Origin of the sequence: Paenibacillus sp. IHB B 3415 (assembly GCF_000802655.2) — a bacterium.
Lineage (GTDB): Bacteria > Bacillota > Bacilli > Paenibacillales > Paenibacillaceae > Paenibacillus_AQ > Paenibacillus_AQ phytohabitans.
Map to the genome: position 1 here is coordinate 1 of NZ_JUEI01000127.1, position 20483 is coordinate 20483.

At 51.1% G+C, this 20483-nt stretch carries 15 protein-coding genes and 2 pseudogenes; 14 read left to right on the plus strand and 3 right to left on the minus strand.

What is annotated here, in order from left to right; translation table 11 throughout:
* Positions 1-185 precede the first annotated feature (185 nt).
* The 11 genes and pseudogenes from fabZ (at position 186) to QW71_RS34335 (ending at position 10725) form a co-directional block, all read left to right on the plus strand.
* Positions 186-699, plus strand: a pseudogene (fabZ, locus tag QW71_RS41670) (3-hydroxyacyl-ACP dehydratase FabZ).
* Between the two features lie 111 nt (positions 700-810).
* Positions 811-1830, plus strand: coding sequence for a LacI family DNA-binding transcriptional regulator (locus QW71_RS34295; RefSeq protein ID WP_039310015.1), 1020 nt, complete (start codon positions 811-813; stop codon positions 1828-1830).
* Between the two features lie 183 nt (positions 1831-2013).
* Entirely contained in the window at positions 2014-2994 is a 981-nt protein-coding gene (locus QW71_RS34300; protein ID WP_235441628.1) for a sugar ABC transporter permease, read from the plus strand.
* 15 nt (positions 2995-3009) lie between these two features.
* Positions 3010-3897 (plus strand): carbohydrate ABC transporter permease, encoded by an 888-nt coding sequence (locus QW71_RS34305; RefSeq protein WP_039310017.1) that lies wholly within the window; start codon positions 3010-3012, stop codon positions 3895-3897.
* Between the two features lie 67 nt (positions 3898-3964).
* Complete coding sequence (locus QW71_RS34310; protein ID WP_039310019.1) at positions 3965-5605, plus strand: sugar ABC transporter substrate-binding protein; 1641 nt, start codon at positions 3965-3967, stop codon at positions 5603-5605.
* A 61-nt stretch (positions 5606-5666) separates the two neighbouring features.
* Positions 5667-7022, plus strand: coding sequence for a glycoside hydrolase family 30 beta sandwich domain-containing protein (locus QW71_RS34315; protein ID WP_039310022.1), 1356 nt, complete (start codon positions 5667-5669; stop codon positions 7020-7022).
* A gap of 239 nt (positions 7023-7261) precedes the next feature.
* Positions 7262-7648 (plus strand): RNA polymerase sigma factor, encoded by a 387-nt coding sequence (locus tag QW71_RS34320; protein WP_039310024.1) that lies wholly within the window; start codon positions 7262-7264, stop codon positions 7646-7648.
* Positions 7649-7660: 12 nt separating this feature from the next.
* Positions 7661-7858, plus strand: a pseudogene (locus QW71_RS42335) (hypothetical protein); the annotation flags it as partial.
* The gene (locus QW71_RS34325) at positions 7794-8579 is read left to right on the plus strand and encodes a hypothetical protein (protein ID WP_039310026.1); all 786 of its coding nucleotides are present in this window, start codon (positions 7794-7796) and stop codon (positions 8577-8579) included. The pseudogene QW71_RS42335 and the gene QW71_RS34325, both read left to right, overlap by 65 nt.
* A gap of 1 nt (position 8580) precedes the next feature.
* Complete coding sequence (locus QW71_RS34330; RefSeq protein ID WP_306766087.1) at positions 8581-9486, plus strand: ABC transporter ATP-binding protein; 906 nt, start codon at positions 8581-8583, stop codon at positions 9484-9486.
* Complete coding sequence (locus QW71_RS34335) at positions 9487-10725, plus strand: ABC transporter permease subunit (protein WP_039310029.1); 1239 nt, start codon at positions 9487-9489, stop codon at positions 10723-10725. It begins immediately after the preceding gene.
* A 97-nt stretch (positions 10726-10822) separates the two neighbouring features.
* Here QW71_RS34335 and QW71_RS34340 read toward each other — a convergent pair whose 3' ends face one another.
* From QW71_RS34340 to QW71_RS34350, 3 genes are all read right to left on the minus strand, one after another.
* Complete coding sequence (locus QW71_RS34340; RefSeq protein WP_052770541.1) at positions 10823-11947, minus strand: ABC transporter substrate-binding protein; 1125 nt, start codon at positions 11945-11947, stop codon at positions 10823-10825.
* 1056 nt (positions 11948-13003) lie between these two features.
* Positions 13004-14614: a response regulator gene (locus QW71_RS34345; protein WP_039310031.1), complete on the minus strand. Its 1611-nt coding sequence runs from the start codon at positions 14612-14614 to the stop codon at positions 13004-13006.
* Positions 14611-16350 (minus strand): sensor histidine kinase, encoded by a 1740-nt coding sequence (locus tag QW71_RS34350; RefSeq protein WP_039310033.1) that lies wholly within the window; start codon positions 16348-16350, stop codon positions 14611-14613. The genes QW71_RS34345 and QW71_RS34350 overlap by 4 nt, the downstream gene beginning before the upstream one ends.
* Before the next feature lie 318 nt (positions 16351-16668).
* Here QW71_RS34350 and QW71_RS34355 point away from each other — a divergent pair, with 318 nt between their 5' ends.
* From QW71_RS34355 to QW71_RS34365, 3 genes are read left to right on the plus strand one after another with little or no spacing between them, the layout of a single operon-like run.
* On the plus strand, positions 16669-18276 hold the full coding sequence (locus tag QW71_RS34355) for an extracellular solute-binding protein (protein ID WP_039310036.1): 1608 nt from the start codon (positions 16669-16671) through the stop codon (positions 18274-18276).
* Between the two features lie 49 nt (positions 18277-18325).
* Positions 18326-18952 carry a LacI family DNA-binding transcriptional regulator gene (locus tag QW71_RS34360; protein WP_052770545.1) on the plus strand — a complete coding sequence of 209 codons (627 nt, stop codon included), beginning with the start codon at positions 18326-18328 and terminating at the stop codon, positions 18950-18952.
* A 17-nt stretch (positions 18953-18969) separates the two neighbouring features.
* Positions 18970-20253 carry an alpha-amylase family glycosyl hydrolase gene (locus QW71_RS34365; RefSeq protein WP_039310039.1) on the plus strand — a complete coding sequence of 428 codons (1284 nt, stop codon included), beginning with the start codon at positions 18970-18972 and terminating at the stop codon, positions 20251-20253.
* Positions 20254-20483: the final 230 nt, after the last annotated feature.

A 20483-nucleotide genomic window follows, 5' to 3' on the forward strand; every position in this document is an offset into this window, starting at 1 on the left:
GCCGCGCTGTCCGCCGCCGCGCTGTCCGCCGCCGCGCTACTCCGCCGCCGCGCCCTCCCGCACTCACCGCCCCACCCGCCGCTCACCACATATCCCCACCGCCCCCGCCACTCCAACTCCTGCATAGCTAAATCCCGCTGCTTTATAGTAAAATGAGATAAATTTAAACACAGAGGAGTTACTGTATGCTGGACGTCAATGAAATTCAGGCGCGGGTTCCCCACCGTTATCCGTTTCTGCTGGTAGACCGGATCACCGAGCTTGAAGAAGGCAAGCGGGCGGTAGGAATTAAGAATGTGAGTATAAACGAACCTATTTTTAATTAGGGATTTATATGTTTTGGGGTCCCCGCAAAGTACCTGAGTAATCATCAAAGCCTAAGCACCACTTTGTGGGGGGATCTGCCAGGGGCGTTTCCCCGGATACCCGGTGATGCCGGGGGTATTAATCGTAGAGGCATTGGCCCAGGTAGGCGGTATAGCCATGTCCAAGCAGGAAGAAAGCGGAAACACCATCGGACTGCTCACTGGAATAGACAACTGCCGGTTTAAGCGTCAAGTGAAGCCGGGAGATCAGCTGCGCCTTGAATTTGAGGTCACCCGGGTCAAAGGGATGATTGTAAAAGGAACCGGGACCGCCACTGTAGACGGTGAGCGGGTGTGCGAGGCAGAGATTATGTTTGCGTTCAGCGGGCAATAACTAGCGGAAAAGGTGGCTGGAGAAAGATCATGAGAAAAAGTGTTGTATTTAAAACGGTTTCATGCTATTTTATAAACTATAAAAACGTTTTTATTGCAGAGGAACAATGATATGGGAAAGATAACAATCAAAGACGTGGCCAGAGAAGCGGGCGTCTCCATCTCCACGGTATCCAACGCCTTGAATGACGTGGATGTGCTCAACCCGGAGACCAAATCCCATGTGCTGAAGGTAGCGCAGCGCCTGAATTATGTTCCGAACCTTAACGGCAAGCTGCTGAAGTCCGGTACGACGAAGATGCTTGGTTTTTTCACCACAAGTGTGTCAGGTCCATACTTTTACAAGCTGGTAGAATCCATGGCCCGTCAGTGCGACCGCCTGGGCTACGGCCTGAATGTATTTGTCACCAAGGACAAACAAGTGGTTATGAGCAATATTCTCGGACGGCGCGTGGATGGTGTCATTATCTACGAAGAGCTGGGCATCGACGAGAAGGACATTGCCGCGATGAAGAAAGACAAGATCAAGGCAGTGTTTCTGGACCGGGTGCTGGAGGACGAAGGGATGGGGAGCATCATTTTTGATTCTTTTGAATCAGGCTATGAGGCTACGAAATATTTAATCGGCCTGGGGCATAAGAAAATTGCCTATATCTCCGGTGTAGATACGATGTTCGACAGCGTACAGCGGCGGGAGGGTTATCTGGCAGCGCTCCGCCAATATCAGCTTCCGGTGGATGATGATTACATTCTTCAGGGTTATTTTGAGGAAGACAGTACCTATAATGCCGTGAAGTCCTTTATCCGCGTGCATCCCGAGAAATTGCCTGACGCCTTCCTGGCCGGTAATGATATCAGTGCGATCGGCTGTATCCAGGCGCTTAAGAGCTACGGGTATGAGGTGCCGGAGGATGTCAGCGTAATGGGCTTCGATGATATTGATATCGCTCCATACTATTCGCCGCCGCTCACGACAGTGAGGAATCAGATCGCAAGGCAGGGCATGCTGGCTATTGACCATCTGGTGCGTATGATTCAAGAGAAAGAGCAAGGCGCCGTACAGAAATTGCAGGGTGAACTGGTAGTAAGAGGCTCAAGCCATGTAAAGATGGACCGGAATGACCGCCCTTAGAGAGCAGGAGTGGTCGTTTCCAGATATAAGCATCCATATGTTTTCGCACGATTAGGTTTCCTTCTGTTTCTACTTCATTGTTTTATAAAAATATGCACAGCAGGGGGGCTTTTTTTTGCGCGGAAATAAAAACGTTTTTATTGATTTGGATATCTGATTTCTTGATTTGGAGGGGAGAAGAACGTGAATAAAACAGCTGTAGTACCGCCAACTTCAATGCCGCCGAACGCCAAGAAGCCTATGGGGCAGCGGATCAAAGAGTTTGTAATCGATTACAAAAGGCAGTGGGAGATTCAATCCATGATTCTGCCGGGCATTATTTTTATGATTATTTTTAGCTACATACCGATTTACGGTCTGACAATTGCCTTCAAGAACTACACGGTCATAGACACACTATCTTCCGCACCCTGGGTGGGGCTGGATAACTTCAAGATTATTCTGTCTGACGAATACTTCTGGGATGCAGTCGTGAACACGCTGGGCATCAGCTTCCTGAAGCTTGGGATCGGGTTTATCATTCCGATTATTCTCGCCATTATGATTTACGAGCTGAATATGGGGCGCTTCAAAAAATTCGTCCAGACCATCTCCTACCTGCCGCATTTCCTGTCATGGATCGTTCTCGGCGGGATGCTGATCACCTGGTTCTCTACTTCCGGCTTGTTCAATGAGCTGCTGCTGAATCTGGGACTGATCTCGAAGCCGTCCAACATTCTGCTGGATTCCGGCAAGTACTGGTGGATTGCCACGTTGTCCGATATCTGGAAAGAAGCCGGTTGGGGCACAATTCTGTACCTGGCCATTATGTCAAAAATCGATCCGACCTACTACGAGGCGGCCAAAATAGATGGAGCCAGCCGGCTCCGGCAAATCTGGAATATCACTCTTCCGAACATGAAGTCGATTATCAGCCTGAATCTGATTCTGACTGTAAGCGGTTTACTCGGCTCTAATCTGGATCAGACGCTGGTCCTCATGAACTCCCAGAACCGGGCCAGAGCGGAGGTCATCAACTCGTATGTATACCGTATGGGGATGACGCAAGGTGACTTCTCGTATGCGACCGCCGTTGGTTTGGGTGTCTCCATCGTATCGGTGATCCTGCTGGTTACGGCCAACAAAATCACCAGTAAGTTAAATGATAATCAATCCGTGTTATAGAAGGAGGCATGTGCTGTGAACCGAAAGGTGGTTAAAGAAGATATCGACAGCCGGATCTTTGACGCGGTCAATATGGTTCTGCTGATAATCTTCATGGTTATTATTCTCGTTCCCTTATGGAACGTCATTATTTCATCCTTGAGCTCAGGCAAGGCGCTTGCCGAGGGCGGGTTTATTTTCTGGTCCAAGGAGTTCTCCCTGGAGAATTACCGCGCGGTATTCAATGACAGTAGTATCGGGCAGTCCTTCCTGGTCTCCATCTCCAAAACCTTTGTCGGGGTCTTCACCCATGTATTCTTTTGCGCCATGATCGGCTATGGTCTCAGCAAAAGATACATCCGCGGCCGCAAGCTGTATGTGGCGATGGGCGTAATTACGATGTTTTTCTCCGGCGGGATGATTCCGACTTACCTGCTCATTAAATCGCTCGGACTCCTGAACAGCTTCTGGGTGTACATCATCCCCGCATTATTCAGCTATTACGACGTTGTCATTCTGATGAACTTTTTCCGGAATGTCCCGGATTCGCTGGAAGAATCGGCCAAGATTGACGGCGCAGGCGACTGGCATATTTTCCTCAAAATCTTCATTCCGCTCTCCATGCCCGCTATGGCGACAATCGCCCTGTTCAACGGGGTGGGGCAATGGAACGACTTCATGACAACGAAGCTATATATCACCAATCAGGCCCTTTATCCGCTGCAGATGAAGCTGTATGAGATTATCGTGCAGTCACAGACCCAGTCGATGCAGAACATCGGGGGCTCAGCCGTGATTGAAACCACCACCAAAGGGGTTCAGCTAGCAACAATTGTCATTACTACCCTGCCTATTGTTGCGATGTATCCAGTTCTTCAAAGGTACTTTATCTCCGGCATGATGATGGGGGCGGTCAAAGAGTAGAGAAGAAGAGGGGGCGTATTTTTTAAAAAGAAATCGGTTTCTACATCATATTATAGGAGGTTTATCAATGATTAAAATGAATAAAGTCCTGGGGAATAAGGGTGTTAAGCTCGCGCTGCTGCTGATGGCGGCAATGCTGGTGGTGGCAGGCTGCAGCTCAAACGGCGGTTCGAAGAAGGGCAGCGATGTCTCAATAGAAGACCGCTACACGGTGGACCCGGAAACTCCGGCCTGGCAGCTGGATAAGAAATCGGAGACTACGGAATTGACCTGGTATGTCAACGCGGACTGGTGGAATACGGACTTCGGCAAGGATGTGGTGACCAAGAAGATCAAAGAGGATCTGAACATCGACATCAAGTTCATTACGGGGGACGACACCAAGCTGAATACATTCTTCGCGGGCGGCGATATGCCGGATCTGCTGACGATCTTCGACTCGAACTCACCAGTAGTACAGAAAGCTGCTACCTGGGCGCTCCCGCTGAATGATCTGGCCGAGAAATATGATCCTTACTTCAACAAGGTCGCTGCGGCCGACACGCTGAACTGGTTCCAACTGAAAGACGGCAAAACCTATGGCTATCCTAACTATTCCAATACACAGGCTGATTATGACAGCGGTAACATTCCGGCCAAAACGGCTTTTGTTATCCGCAAGGATGTCTATGAAGCACTGGGCAGCCCCTCCTTCGGGACCCCGGAAGAATTCAAGAATGTCATGAATCAGATCAAAACACAGTTCCCTGACATGATTCCCTTCGGTTTCAACTCCATTGGGGAAGGCACCGGCTCACTAGGGGATGTGCTGCAGGATTTCATCGGCGTGCCGCTGGAAACCGAAGACGGCAAGTTCTTCAACCGCAATCTGGATGAGGATTACCTGACCTGGCTGCGGACGCTGAATGCCGTATACAGAGACGGGGCGATCAGTGACGACAGCTTCGCCGATGACGGTACAGGTTTTGAGGAAAAAGTGAAATCCGGTAAATATGCCACGATGCTGCTCGACGGTACTCCACAGCAGGGCGGGAATCTGCAGATCTTCATGAGTGCTAATCCGGGAAAAGAGTACATTGCCATCGATGGTCCGCAGAGCACAGTGGGACATCAGCCGACCCTCAATCAGTCCGGGATTACCGGCTGGATGATCAGCTACATCACCAAGGACTGCAAGGACCCGGCCAAAGCGATTCAAATCTTCACGTACCTGCTTAGCGAAGAAGGCCAGAAGCTGATGAACTATGGTATTGAAGGCGAGACCTACAAGGCAAATAGCGACGGTACGGTAGAACTGCTGCCGGAAGTGAAGGATCTGCAGCTGAATAATGCGGATAAGTTCAAGAAGGATTACCGGATGGGCGAATTCATGTTCTTCGGGCATGACCGCCACAAAGCGCTGAGCAAGGATGCCTTCCCTGAATCGATCAAGCAAATGCAGGAATGGGGCCACGGCAAGCTGAAACCGCATTTCATCCTGGAGAACATCAATCCCGATCAGGGTACAGCCGAAGCACGCGGCCTGACGGCGATTAACACCACCTGGAATACAACAATGGTAAGTATGATCCGTGCCAAGGATGATGCAGCCTTTGACAGTACCTTGGCTGATTATAAAGCCTTCCTGGACAAAAACAGCTGGGATAAGATCGTAGAAATCCGCAGCGGGAAGATGCAAGCCAACAAGGAAAAGCTGGGCATTAAATAAGCAAGGCACAGGAAGGGGCCCGCTTTGGGCCCTTTTGCATAAAAAGATGGAGGGATAACACATGCGGGAAATTATCATGTATCAGTCTAACGGAGAAGACGAGCTGTTTGTGGAGCAGTCAGTTGCACAACTGCCGCAAATTTCTGCTGATACGGTTACTGCCACAGTTGAGATAGATGCCAGTCATACGTATCAGGAGATGGATGGGTTCGGGGCCTCCTTCACGGACTCGGCCGCTTATCTGATTCATCAGGTGCTTGACGAGGAGCAAAGAACGGAAGTAATGAGCAAGCTGTTCCACCCGCAGGACGGGATAGGATTGTCCTTCCTGCGGAATCCGATGGGGGCATCGGATTATGCCAGAACGGTCTACAGTTATAATGATCTGCCTGAGAACGAGACAGATCCCGGATTGTCCGGGTTCTCCATAGCCCATGATGAAGCGGATATTATTCCTTTATTGCAGCAGGCGTTGAAGCTGAATCCGGAAATCAAGCTGATGGCTTCACCCTGGAGCGCACCGGGCTGGATGAAGACCAGCGGGTCGATGATTACCGGTCAGCTGAAGCCGGAGCACTATCAGGTGTATGCGGACTATTTCGTCTGCTATATTCAGGACTTCGCGGCTCATGGTCTGCCTACCTATGCCGTCACTGCGCAGAATGAGCCGCTCTATGAACCGCAGCATTATCCGGGCATGCTTATGCTGCCGGAGGAGCAGCTGGAGTTCATCCGCGACTATCTGAAGCCAAGCTTCAGGAAGAATGGAATTGAAGCCAAAATCCTCTGCTACGATCACAACTGGGACCGGCCGGATTATCCGCTGACCGTTCTTGAGCAGGCCGAAGCGGAAGTGGATGGTGTAGCCTGGCACTGGTATGGCGGTGCACCGGCTGCGCAGTCAGAAGTGCTGGCGGCTTATCCCGGCAAAGAAGTACACTTCACCGAAGGCTCGGGCGGGGAATGGATTCCGCCGTTTGAGCAGGCGTTCTCCAATGTGATGCGCACGGGAATTGAGATTTTGCGGAATCACAGCAAGTCGTTCGTGCTGTGGAATATGGCGCTGGATGAACAGAATGGTCCAACCGTTCCCGGCTTCGGCAAGAGTACCTGCCGCGGAGTAGTGACGGTCAACCAGCAGACCAGGGAGCTTACATATACCCTGGATTATTACGCGCTGGCGCATTTCAGCAAAGTCATCCGGCCCAAGGCGCTGCGCCTTGCTTCTGCCGCTAGCAATGAGCAAGTACGCTCCGTTGCCTTCCGCAACAGTGACGGATCGTTTGCGGCGGTTTTGTTCAACGATGGGGATACGCAAGAGAATGTAGCTGTGAAGCTGCAAGGGGATGAGGTACTGACCTTCCCCATGGCGCCTAAAAGTGCTGTATCATTGAAGGTGGACGGCAGTAGGGAGTAGCAGGCTCCCGACAAGTTCAGCCAGATCAGCTTGTGTCCAGTCACGTTATTTATTTACAAATAAAAGGAATCGAATAGATTAAATGAACAAGGCGTTCCGCAAAGCCATGAACTGGCTGCCGGGACGCTTCTTTTTTGCCGGAAATGTAAAAAATATCAATCTTCATCAAAAGGTCACAAATATACTTCACTTTTTATCTGCCAAATACAGTTATATAGAGTAGAAAGGAGAGGACGCAAGTGGATGAAGGTGAATGGGTTCGTCGCATCCAGGAGGGGGAGACCAGGTATCTGACGCCGCTGATTGAGCGGTATTACGCCGGAATACAGAAGTACTGTTATTACCGGCTCCGCAGTGAGGAAGAGTCCAAGGATCTGACCCAGGAGACCTTTTACCGGTTCTGCAGGCATATCGCAAGGTATTCGAATAGCGGGAAATGCCGTGCTTACTTATATACGATTGCCCGGAACTTATGTAATGACCAACTGCGGAAGAGAGTGCAGTTTCCCTCCATGGAGTTTGATGAAGCTGTCACCGGGGAAGCTGTCTGGCAGGGCCATTCTATAGAGGAACAGGTGGAGAAGGGGCAGCTGGTCGATGAACTGCTTCACTTGCTTCCTGAGTAGCAGCGGGAGCCGGTATTCATGCGTTTTTGCCTGGATTTGACCTTCCGCGATATCGCCCGTATTACGGGAGTGAATGTATGTATGGTACAGTACCGTGTTAAGCGCGGGCTGAATAGTTTAAGGAGTCATTTGGAGAGGAGTGGTTATGTTGAACAAGCATCAGCAGTCCATCATCGGAATCCTGCAGAACTCCCCCTCGTTCCCCGTTGAGCGGAAGCGGCTGGAGGAAACCATCGGGGGAGCTGAGACAGAGCTAAGACAGGCGCTGGCCGGACGGAGAACAAGTTTAGCAGATTTTTATAAGCTGCAGCTCCGCTTCATCAGCCGGAAGGTATGGGCGGCGCAACTGCTGATCGTTATGGGAATGGCATTCTTACTGCACAACTCGTTGCAAGGGCAGAGGGCAAATATACAGCTTATGATGCTCGCCTCTCTGGCTGCACCTTTACTTGTAATTACAGGGATACAGACCATGACCCGGTCATTAAGCCGCTCTATGCTGGAGGTTGAACTCAGTACCTATCATCTGCTTGATAAGCTGACAGCTGTCCGGATGAGCCTGCTGGGAATGGCCGATCTGCTTGGATTAACGCTGCTTGGGGCTTTACTGGGTACATGGACAGATGCCGGAGTCCTGGAGATGGTCCTATACTTGCTGATTCCCTTTAATCTGGCTTGCTTTGGCTGTCTGTGGCTGCTAAACCGGGTGCGCACACCAAACTGCGGTTACTATTGCCTCTTATATTGCTGCCTGCTGGTGTTGTTACAGCTCATTGTTTCGTTTAACCCCCCGCTCCTGCTGCTCAATTCATCGGCTGCAGGAAGAGGTCTAGTGTTGCTGCTGCTCTCGGCAGCAGGATTGGTCTATGAAGGCTACGGTATACGCAAGACCTGCCGGAGTCTGGAAACGGCCGCACAAGGAGGAGTATAGGATGCTGGAGCTGACTTTGAACCAGGTACATAAACATTTTGCCGCCAAGCAAGCCGTAAGCGGAGTTTCAATCAAGCTTAATAGCGGTGTATATGGTCTGCTCGGAGCAAACGGGGCGGGCAAGACAACGCTGATGCGGATGATATCAGGTGTTCTGACACCAACCTCAGGGAGCATTCAAATAAATGGCCGGGACATTAGCCGGATGGGTGAACGATACCGCGATATGCTCGGCTATCTGCCGCAGGACTTTGGGTATTACCCGGATTTCAGCGCACAGGAATTTCTCTGGTACATAGGGACATTGAAAGGCTTGAGTCTGCCGGCGGCAAAAGGAAAAACAAGGGAGCTTCTACAGCTGGTAGCTCTGTCAGAGGTTGCGCGCAAGAAAATCCGTACCTTCTCCGGAGGAATGAAGCAGCGGCTCGGCATTGCCCAGGCACTGCTTAATGACCCCGGCGTTCTGGTGCTGGATGAGCCAACAGCGGGACTTGACCCCAAGGAACGGGTACGCTTCCGTAATCTCCTAGCCGATCTGGCCAAGGAGAAAATCATTATTCTTTCGACGCACATTGTTTCGGATGTAGAATACATAGCGGATCAGATTCTGGTGATGAAGCAGGGAAGCCTGCTGATGACAGGTACGGTGCAGCAGCTGACAGCTGCGGCTGAGGGCTGTGTATGGTCATGCCGAATTCCAGCCCGGGAGGTTGAAGAATGGAATGCCCGCTACTGCATCAGCAATCTACGGCATGAAGGGGAGTGGGCAGAGCTGCGTATAGTGTCTCAGGAGAGGCCGGGGGATCAAGCAGTAGCTGTTGTGCCTACGCTGGAGGACTTCTATCTGTATCATTTTCAAGATGATCTGACTGTTGCAGCTGGTGCAGGCATACGGGAGGTGCAGTGAATGGATATATTAACCCGGTTCGAGTTGCGGAAGATTATTCGGAAGAAATCATTTTATGCAGGAATCGCGATCATAGCGGCTGTGGCAATCTTAATGTCGGTTATACTGGTGAACAATGCGCAGATCACAGGCCGGGACGGCAATTTCTTAAATGGGGTTCACGCGATCCGGTTAGAAAGAGAGTATGAACGACAGCTCGCGGGTCCCTTAACCTCAGACAAGCTGGAACAAACGATAATCCGGCATCAGCGCCTGCTGCAAGATCCTGATAATCTGGATGGGAAAGGGGAGCTGACCGTTAGTGCCTTTGCTAAGAATGAGGTCCAGTATGAACAGCTATATTCTTTAATTTCCCGGGCGTTCTCTCCTTTGAATGAATACGATTATTATATCCGCGATAAATTGCAACCTGGTGACGCCGCTGCCTTTTATCAGAAACGCATGGAGAGGGTACACGAATATTTGAATGCAGAGCATCCCGAGGGCAATTATTCGGCACAGGAGAAGGCCTTCTTTATCCGCATGAATGAGCGTATCCCGGTTCCTTTTGAGATGAACTACGTCACAGGCTGGGCCAATGTGTTTGAGAACCTGCAGTTTATTTTTCTGTTCACTGGCTTTGTCATCGCAATATGTCTGGCCCCTGTCTTCGCCGGGGAATATCAGAGCGGAGCCGATGCGATCCTTCTATCCACCCGTTATGGGCGCAGCAGGCTTATAGCCGCGAAACTGAGGGCAAGCCTGATTGTTTCAGTAATGCTGCTTATCTTTGGCCTGGGCCTCTATACGTTCCTGCTGCTAGGCATATGCGGTTTTGAGGGCGGAACCGCCAGTGTACAGATGATTCAATTTAGGGCCCCGGTTCCCTATACCGTCCTGCAAACTTATATGTGGGCAGTCCTGATTGGCAGTCTTGCCTGTCTGCTGGTTGGCGGGATAACCCTGTGGATCTCCAGCCGTATGCAAAGTCCCTTCCCTGTGATCATTGCCGCCGGGATGCTGCTGTTCGTCCCCATGGCTATTCCGGCAAGTGAGAGCAGCCGGCTGTTCAATCATCTAATGACATTATTGCCAAGCAATATGTTTGACAGCTTCCGGAAAATAACGGATTACGAGGTTATTCATATATTTGGTCAATTGATTCCGGAGTATAAGGTTATACCTGGGTTTGCCGTTATCGTTATAGCTCTGCTGCTGCCATTTACGTACCGGGCCTTCAAAAACCATCAGGTTGCCTGAAATAGCTGGTTTGAGCTACGGGTTCTTGGTATATTGTATAAAAAATCGGGGCTATCCCAAGCAGCCATTGCACGGCTGACGGGATAGCCCCATTCTTTTATTTGGCGGACGTACGGCTGAAGATATCAGTGATCTCATCCAGCAGCCTGTCTAGCGTAATCGGGTCGTCGAAGTTGTACTTGCTGTCGAAGGTGTAGACACGGCCTTCTTTGACGGCAGGAATAGCTTTCCATAAGCCGCTGTCCATAAGTGCTGTCTGTCTCGCTACAGTTTCGCTGCTATTGTCGGTCAGAATGAACATATGCGTGCCGATATACTGCGTCAGCACCTCGTCGGAGATATTCGCGAACCGTTCGTCGGCATCAATCAGCTTCTGCACACCTTCAGTCGGTTTGAATCCGAGCTGTCCGTACAGCGTTTCGTTGAGGCCTTTGTTACCCATGATGTACAGGTCAGAGCCCAGGATAAGCAGGGAGGTAGCGGTTTCGCCTTCTGTTAAGTTCAGCTGTTCCTTCACAGCAGCAACCTTCGCTTTGTAAGCATCGAACCAGGTATCCGCCTCTACAGTACGTCCGAACAATTCAGCTAACTGGCGGACACGTTCTTCCGTCGGGAAGGTACCGTCAAGGCCAACCACCACGGTCGGTGCGATCTGGCTTAACGCTTCAATACCCGTCTCATCCCAGTCGTCAAAGATAATCAGGTCCGGTGATAGGGCCAGGATCTTCTCAGGAGAGAAAGGATACCCGATATCTTCAATGCCTTCGAGTAGATCAGGGTAGGCAACCTGCGTCCCGATGACACTAAGCGAGGCTCCTATAGGCTTCACTCCAAGCGCCAGCAGGTCGCCGGGGTTGCTGCCCACATATACAATGTGCTGCGGATCGGCCGGGATTTCAACCTCTCTCTTTTTATAATCCGTGTACAGCCGTGTTGTAGCCGCAGCGGGCTCCGTTGCAGCCGGAGTGGCAGCAGGTGCTTCTGTAGCAGCCGCCGTTGCAGCCGCAGAAGCTGGAGCCGCGTTATTACTGTTGTGCCGTGTTGTAGCCGCAGCGGGCTCCGTTGCAGCCGGAGTGGCAGCAGGTGCTTCTGTAGCAGCCGCCGTTGCAGCCGCAGAAGCTGGAGCCGCGTTATTACTGTTGTTCGATTGTCCGCAGGAGGACAGAATTAACATTAGGAGCAGAAGGGTTAAGGGAAGAAATATCTTTTTTGTGCTTAGCATGGGTGACGCTCCTTTATGATGGTTTATTATGTAGCTTACCGTGAGGGGCTGTGGCCCGTAACGGACTGAGCAGCGCTTATTTCCAGAAATCAACCTGTTTTCGCGGCTTAACGGACACCAGCGCCCTTATGTACGGAGAATCACCTGGAAAACGCCTGCTGGAGAGGAAATAAAGGATCTACGGTCCGTTAGCCCGGGAAAATGAGCGATCTCGAGAAAATAAGGGCTCTGTGGTCCGCATGGGGCAATAGGGTTAGGCTGGAGACAGTAGGTTAAGGAAAAAAGACGGTAGGTTAAGACAAGACAGAACATAAAACACAGAACACAGAACACAGAACACAGAACACAGAACACAGAACACAGAACACAGAACACAGAACACAGAACACAGAACACAGAACACAGAACACAGAACACAGAACACAGAACACAGAACACAGAACACAGAACACAGAACACAGAACACAGAACACAGAACACAGTGTGCAATAGGGTAAGGCAGAAGACAAAAGACATGCGGTATGACGACATGACGCAAGACATTGAAAGCAAGTAGTTAAATGACGATGATAATCATTATCATTTAATTATAATAGATAGGAACAAGAGAGTTGTCAATCCTCAATAGCTACTCCTCAAAGTTACTCCCCAAAGGAGCTCATCAAGCCACTCATCAAAGGTACTCCACAAAGGCGCACATCAAGCTACACATCTAAGGGACTCCACAAAGGCGCACATCAAGCTACTCCTCAAAGTTACTCCCGAAAGGAGCTCTTCAAGCCACTCCACCAAGATACTCATCAAAGTTACTCTACAAGGGTGCTCCTCCAAGCTGTTTCTCAACAGCAACCGCGCTCTATCAGCTACAGCACAAAGATGCCGCTGCACTATTCAGATGGTGCAGCGGCATCTGCACTATTCAGATGGTGCAGCGGCATCTTTGTGAACAGAGTTGGAACTGTAGAAGCAATAGCGGGCTGAAGTCTGACTATTCACCGCAGTTACGGCCAGCATCGGCATCGGGATAATCCCTGGTGTAAGCGGAACAGCAATTGACTACAGCACAGAATGAGAATGCTGATCCTTCTTATATTCATTCGGCGGCAGGCCGACCTCCTGCTTGAACAGCTTGGAGAAGTAAGAGTAGTTAGTGTAGCCTACCTTGTTCGCAATGGTATAGACGGAATGGTGGGTCGTTTCGAGCAGGTGCTTGGCAGCGGCGATGCGGACCTGAATGACATAGCTGCCTAAGGAAATACCGGTCTCCTTCTTGAACAGCCGGGCCAGATAATCCGGGTTCAGGTAGACAATCTCCGCCAGATCGCCCCGGGTCAGATCATCGCCGTAATGGGTATGGATATATTGCTTGATCTCTTCGGCTACCGACTGGGGCTGCGAGGTGAAGTCCCGGTATTTCATCGCCGTGCTGACCAGATAGTTCAGGTATTCCTCCATATCCTCAATGGAAGCCAGTGAGTGCAGCAGCAGTTGGTCATGGGTTTTGCCGGTATATAATTTGTGAACCTGAATGCCCTTCATTTTGAGGAAGGAGTAGACGAGCTGCACGATATCAAGCCGGAACAGGCTTAGGACAGAGGTATCCAGCGCCCGGCCCCGGAGCATTCCTTGCAGGTATCCGGTCACCTCGGCTAGAAAGGCAGAAAGGTTGTTCTGGCTGAGCAGCTCCTCCAGCTGCGTCAGATCCGGCGGAAGATAGGCGGCTTTGCTATGCTGCAGATAGGTCTCCACCAGGAAGGTATGGTTGCGGCTGCGGGTAATCTCCTCATCCATCGTGAGGGTGGCTTTGAAGATATTGCCGACCTCGCCAAGTTCACCGGATAATCCAATCGTACAGCAGGCGTCGCATTTTAAATACGGATTGGCTTTTTGAATAAAAGAACTGCACAGCCCTTCCAGCAGGTGAAGCTCAGGTGCGCTGTTCCATTTCAGAATGGCGATCCAGTTCGATTCCTTATATTCAAGGATGCTCTCGATTGAGAAAAGCGGGCTCCCCAACAGCTCATACAGCACATTCAGCAGCGCGAAATCAAACAGGTACTTCTCTTCCTTGCCCATGCTGCCGTTATGGGGGAAGAGATTGAAGAGCACAGGCTGGATGATCTCATTCATCTGATAGCTCAGATTCTGCTCCTCCATGGCATGGAAGATGGCAGAGGTCCGGATGGGGAAGGCCGTGCTGTCATTGACCAGCTTGCGCCAGAAGTGCTCGAGAATTTTTGCCTGATTCCTTTGCCAGAAATGCCCTTCCTGAATGGCCTTCTCGTTATGCTGCTGCTCTCTGGCACGGGCAATCGCTTTCTGGATAATCAGCATCAGCTTGTCGAATTCGATCGGCTTCAGGAAGTACTCGAAGCTCTGCAGCTCAATTGCCTTCTGGGCATAGTTGAAATCGGCATAGTTGGTCAGCAGGATCGTCTGGACCTGATATTGCCGCTCTCTGATCCAGGCCAGCAGCTCCAGCCCGCTCCCCTGCGGCATCTCGATATCGGAGATGAGAATCTGCACAGAATGGTTCTCCAGGATGTCCTGGGCCTGTGAGACATTGCTCGCAGTGAATACGGTTTCGATCTGAAGCAGCGCCCAGTCAATTCTCTTTTGCAGCGCGGCAATTACATAGTAGTCATCATCAACCAGCAAAATATTCATAAGAGTTGCTCCGTTCCTGTTGAGAGTTCCGGCAGATCCGGGAGGCAAAGGGTGATGCATGCACCGCCTTCTGCGGGATTGGAAAAGCTGACGGTTGCTCTGCTTAAATATAGGTATTCCAGCCGTTTAAGCGTATTCATAATACCGATCTGGTTGCCTTTGGACTGGTCCAGCGGCTTACCCTGCACAAGCTTATCCAGCACCTCTGCGGGGAATCCGGGACCGGTGTCGGAAATCTGGATCACGGTCATTTCTTCATCCTCTACTCTGCGGCGTTTCACAGTAAGCCGGATCTGCATTTCGTTAGCTCTGGAGATCGCGTATTTGACAGAATTCTCGATAAAGGTCTGCAGCACCAGCGGAGGGATCTTCATGTCCGTGGTCTGCGCTTCCTGTTCAATCTGATAGATGAAGGCGTCGCGGTAGCGGCTTTTCTGGATATCGAGGTAGATCCGTACATGCTCAATCTCATCCGCAAGCAGGACAAAGTCCTCGCTGCCTTGAAAAATATATCTGAAATATTTCGAGGTGGACATCGCCATCTGCTCAATCTCCTCGTACATTTGAATCTGCGCCATGCTGTAGATGCTGGTCAGGCAGTTCAGGAAGAAATGCGGCTTGATCTGCTGCTTCATGAAGTCCAGCTGGATATTTTGCTTCTCCAGTTCCTGCTCGTACATGGCGATTTTGTAATTGCGGATCTGTTCGACCAAATCCTTGAACTGCGCGCTGGCCTCTTCCAGCTCGATGATTTTGCTGCTCTTGAATCCGGCGAGCTGGCCGTCTTCATTAAGGTGCGTCAGACTCTCCGAGAAGCTCTGGATCGGTCCGAGCACCCTGCGGTTGAAGAACAGCATTACGGCGCAGAGCGTAGAGGTGACCATGAAGAAGAGCAGCATGATGAGCAGCTGGGCGATCATTATTTTCTCAAAAGCCCCGAATTTGATCACCATCTTGGCGCTGAAGGCCGTACCTGAGAATTCGCTCTTAATGATGGTACGGGACTGGAACAGGTTCCGGATGCCCGTCTCTTCCTGCAGGGGCTTGCCGCTGTTCGTAACCAGTGTGGATAGGTCTGTCCCCTTCTCATCAACAAGTGAAGCATAGCCGTTCGCGCCCAGATTAATCTGGCGGAGCGGGGTAATGAGATTATCGGCCGAGATCATCCCGATGAAATAACGGTTGTGGTACGGAACAATGTTGATAATGTAATATTTACCGTTCACGAGTATAGGGGTCCAGCGGGAATAGAACTTCTCATACACCTCTTTATCATCGATAAAAGAAATAATCTGCTTCTTCAGCTCCCGGTAGACGGTATAATCAATGCTGATGGGGGCGCAATTCAGGAAGAAGGACTGGTTTTTTAAATAGTAGAAGAAGTTATATTCCTGCCCGTAATTCTTCTGCAGCTCCGTGAACCGTTTGTGCAGATCCTCGTTTGAATTAATGAACTCCTTGCTGGCCTTGTCGTGGGCATTCATCATATTCAGGCTCTCATCGTTCGCGAGCGTCCAGCCCATATAATGATTAATGTAGGCAAAATCATGATTAATCCGGTTGATATACAAATCGGCGGTATCCTGCAAATACCGGGTGGACTGCTGCTTGACGATGGAAATGGAAGCAACGCTGATGACAAGATCCAGAATAAGCACAATAAATGAGATCAGAATCGTGATTTTTACATAATGGCGTATCGGGTAGGGTTTGTTTCGTGCCGGTTTTTTGGCCATAGTTGTCTGGTGAAGTCCTTTCCTGCATGTCCGCATCCGGACGTACTACTTGCGAGTAGGTAACACAGTCATTATAAAACCCCGCGATCAAAAAAACATGGGGAAATCCCGGCTTTTCACCCCAAAGTCCGGATACAGCAAGTAAAAGTCTGAATAGCGTCATGAAAACTGCCTGAAACCGGGGGCTGGCCTCCCTAAATAATGTAAGCGGATGCATAGGTCCGAATAACAGGGCGTTATTGTCCGGAATGCGGAGAAGCAAGAAGGTATCATTAGGGATGTCAAAAGGATCTAATACACCGAAACGGGGGATTATGAATGGTTAAACAGAACAGGAAACCGGTGGCCAAGAAGTGGGCTATCTCACTAATGGCGGCAGTGATGCTTGTCGGACTGGCCGGATGCGGCGGAGGCAACAAGGAGAATAACACGGCGGCTGTAGACACGGACAGCTTCAATAAAGAAGGCCTGCCGATCGTCAAGGAGCCGGTAACGCTTAAGGTACTGACGGTACGCTGGGGCAGCATGGGGGATACCTTCACCAAGAACCAATGGCTGATTGATCTCGAGAAGAATACCAATGTCAAAATCGACTGGCAGGTTATGTCCTCCAATGACTGGGCCGAACAGAAATCTATTCTGCTGGCCAGCGGCACATTGCCGGATGTCGTGCTGGGCGATCAGACCTTCACCGACTCCGATATCGTGAACAATCTCAGCTATTTCCGTCCGCTGGATGATTATATTGATCAGTACATGCCTAATCTCAAGGCCGCGATGGAAGAAACACCGGATATGAAGAAGATCAGCACCTTTCCGGACGGTAAAATCTACTCCATGCCGACCCGGCTGCCTTCGCGTCCGAAGAGCTCACGCCAGCCTGTCATCAACAAAACCTGGCTCGACAAGCTGGGCCTGAAGGTTCCGGAAACGATTGACGAGCTCTACACTGTGCTCAAAGCCTTCAAGGAGCAGGACCCGAACGGAAACGGCAAGGCGGATGAAATTCCGTATATCGAAGTAAGCAATGATATGATCAGTCCGTTTGGAATTGCCGATCTGAATACCAACAACATGCTGGTTAAAGACGGCAAGGCTGTGTATTACCCGATAACGGAGGAGTACAAGGAAGGCATGAAATGGGAGAATAAGCTGTATTCCGAAGGTCTGCTCGACAAAGAGCTGTTCACCCAGGACGCAACGATGATCTCGGCCAAGTTCCAGAACCCGGATGCGCCAATCGTCGGCTTCACCTACCAGTGGACACCGGATGCCGTATTCGGCAAATGGAGTGACCAGTATGTAACGATTCCGCTGGTTGCCGGACCGGATGGTAACCGCTATACCATCGGTAATCCGATCGGGATGAGCCTGAACCGCAACGAGCTGCTGATCACTTCTTCCTGCAAAACACCGGAACTTGCTGCACGCTGGGCGGACCAGTTCTACACGAATGAAGCGAGTATCCAGAACTTCTGGGGTGCGATTGGAACGGTTATCCAGAAGAATGATAACGACACCTACACGCTGATGGACCCTCCGAGCGGAACCAGCGCAGATGCCTGGTACTGGGATCAGTCCCTGCGGGACTTCGGACCGAAATATGTAAGCCCGTCCTTTGAACAGAAGATCGTGCTTAACCCGGAAGCGGGCGACGGTCTTAAGCTGGAGCTCGACAAGCTGGGCAGTGAATATGTAACGACACCGTTCCCTAACGTAATGTACACTTCCGAGGAGTTCGAAGAGCTTCCGACGTTGACCACGGATATTGATACTTATGTGAACACAATGCGTGCACAGTTTATCAGCAAAGGGAATATCGACGGGAACTGGGATGCTTATGTGAAGAAGCTGAACGATATGGGTCTGGATAAGCTGGTGAAGATCCGCACGGATGCATACGGACGTTATAACAGCGTGAAATAAAGACCATTGCTCTAAAGATTCCACTGATCCGCGGAAGGAGGCTTCTATAATGACGGTTACGATGAAAAAAGTCGCCCGGAGAGCGGGAGTCTCCATCTCCACGGTTTCCCGGGTGCTGTCCGGCCGCCCGGTGGTCAGGGAGGAAGTCTCCCGCAAGGTGAAGCAGGTGATGGAGGAGCTGGGGTATACGCCGAATATCATCGCGAAGAGCCTGGTGTCGAAGTCAGCCCGCTGCTTCTGCATTCTGCTGCCGGGACCTTCAGAGCAGGCCATCTTAGGCCTGATGTTCATGGAGACTATACGCGGAATTATAGCGGAGGCGGGCCGCTTAGGATATGACACGATCATCTGTTCAGGTGCGGATGAGCAAGAGGAACTGAAGGCCGTCTCCGGTCTCTTGAAGGGGCACCGCGCAGACGGAGTCATTCTGCTGCCATCCAGCGGGGAAGAGGCTGTGATGGGGTATTTGCAGAGCAGCGGCTACCCTTTTGTCCTGGCAGGCCGCTGCGGCGGCGATGAAGGCATCATAAGTGCGGGTACGCAGCAGAATATGGCTGATTTTGAGGCTGCGCAGCATCTGGTCAGGGCGGGATATGAGCTGGGCACTCTTGCTGTCCGGGCATTAACCGGGAGGATCAGGCTTCCGGAGCATCTTAAGGTAAGCAGAATCGTGTAACCAATAGGAGTGTAAGTATGGCTAAATTAACGGAAGTAACCCTGCGGAACCAAGTGGTCTATTCCATTTATGTGCGCAATCACAGCGGAGAAGGAACCTTCAAGGCGGTAGAGAAGGACCTGGAGCGCATCAAGGAGCTTGGTGTGGATATCATCTGGCTGCTGCCGGTGCATCCGATTGGCCTTGCTGCCCGCAAGGGCGGGCTCGGCAGTCCTTATGCCAATCAGGATTACCGGGAGATTAATCCGGAGCTTGGCAGTCTGGCGGATTTCCGGAGTCTGACGGAGGCCATTCACAGGCTCGGGATGAAATGCATCATTGATGTGGTCTATAACCATACTTCGCCCGATTCCTGGCTGGCAGCGCACCATCCTGAATTCTTCTACAGAACTCCGGAAGGCAAGCTTGGTAACCGTGTTGGTGACTGGGGCGACATTGTGGATCTGGACTATAACAATCAGGAGCTGTGGGATTATCAGATCGAATCGCTGAAAATGTGGGCGGGAACGGTAGACGGCTTCCGCTGTGACGTAGCCCCTCTGCTGCCGCTGGACTTCTGGCTGCGCGCCAGGGAAGAAGTAGCTGCCGTTAACCCCGGCTGCCTGTGGCTAGCCGAATCCATCGAACCGGACTTCACGATGCATCTCCGTTCACGGGGCATGGTCAGCCTGTCCGACAGCGAGGTGCTCCAGGCGTTTGATGCCTGCTACGACTATGATGTGTACCCGCATTTCACGGGGTATCTGAACGGCAGCGTTACGCTGGGCAGCTATGTAGAGAAGATCAATGCGCAGGAGTATATCTATCCGGGCAATTATGTGAAGCTGCGGTTTCTGGAGAACCATGACCGGCCGCGGGCCAAGGCACTGTTCCCGGAGGAGAATGAGCTGATCAACTGGACAGCGTTCATGTATTTCCAGAAGGGAATGCCGCTGATCTACGGCTGGCAGGAGACAGAGAATGAAATCTGTCCCGATCTGTTCGACAAGAATACCGTTAATTGGAATACGGGCAAGGACCTGTCCTGGCTGTTCAAGGCGCTGTACCCCATTAAGCACAGAGCAATTATGGCCCATGGTGTCTGTCAGCTGAGTGCGCATGAAGGGGACGAAATGGTCACCGGTATCCATACTTGGGGTGAGCAGAAGCTGGCTGGTGTGTTTAGCCTGAGAGGCAAGCAGGCGGATGTGGAGCTGGAGCTTCCAGATGGAGCGTATGTCAATCTGATTGACGGCAGCGCGGTAACCGTGGCAGAGGGCAGATTGCACTGCAGCGGCCGGCCGGTGATCATCGAAGCATGAAATAAGCAGTATGAACAAGCTTCAGGCTGCCTTTTGATAAAATGCCGTCCCGCACCGATGTCTGCTGCAGGGCGGTATTTTTGTTGACGAAGGGAAAGTCTCTTTGATCCCGCTGAAAGTGGGCGGAAAGAGGAAAAGAAAGGGATAAATGGACCTCTGTCAAGATGGTAGACGTCACAGAACGGTTTTTCAAGTGAATAGCTTATCGTTACGGACAGCAGAGACGTTAA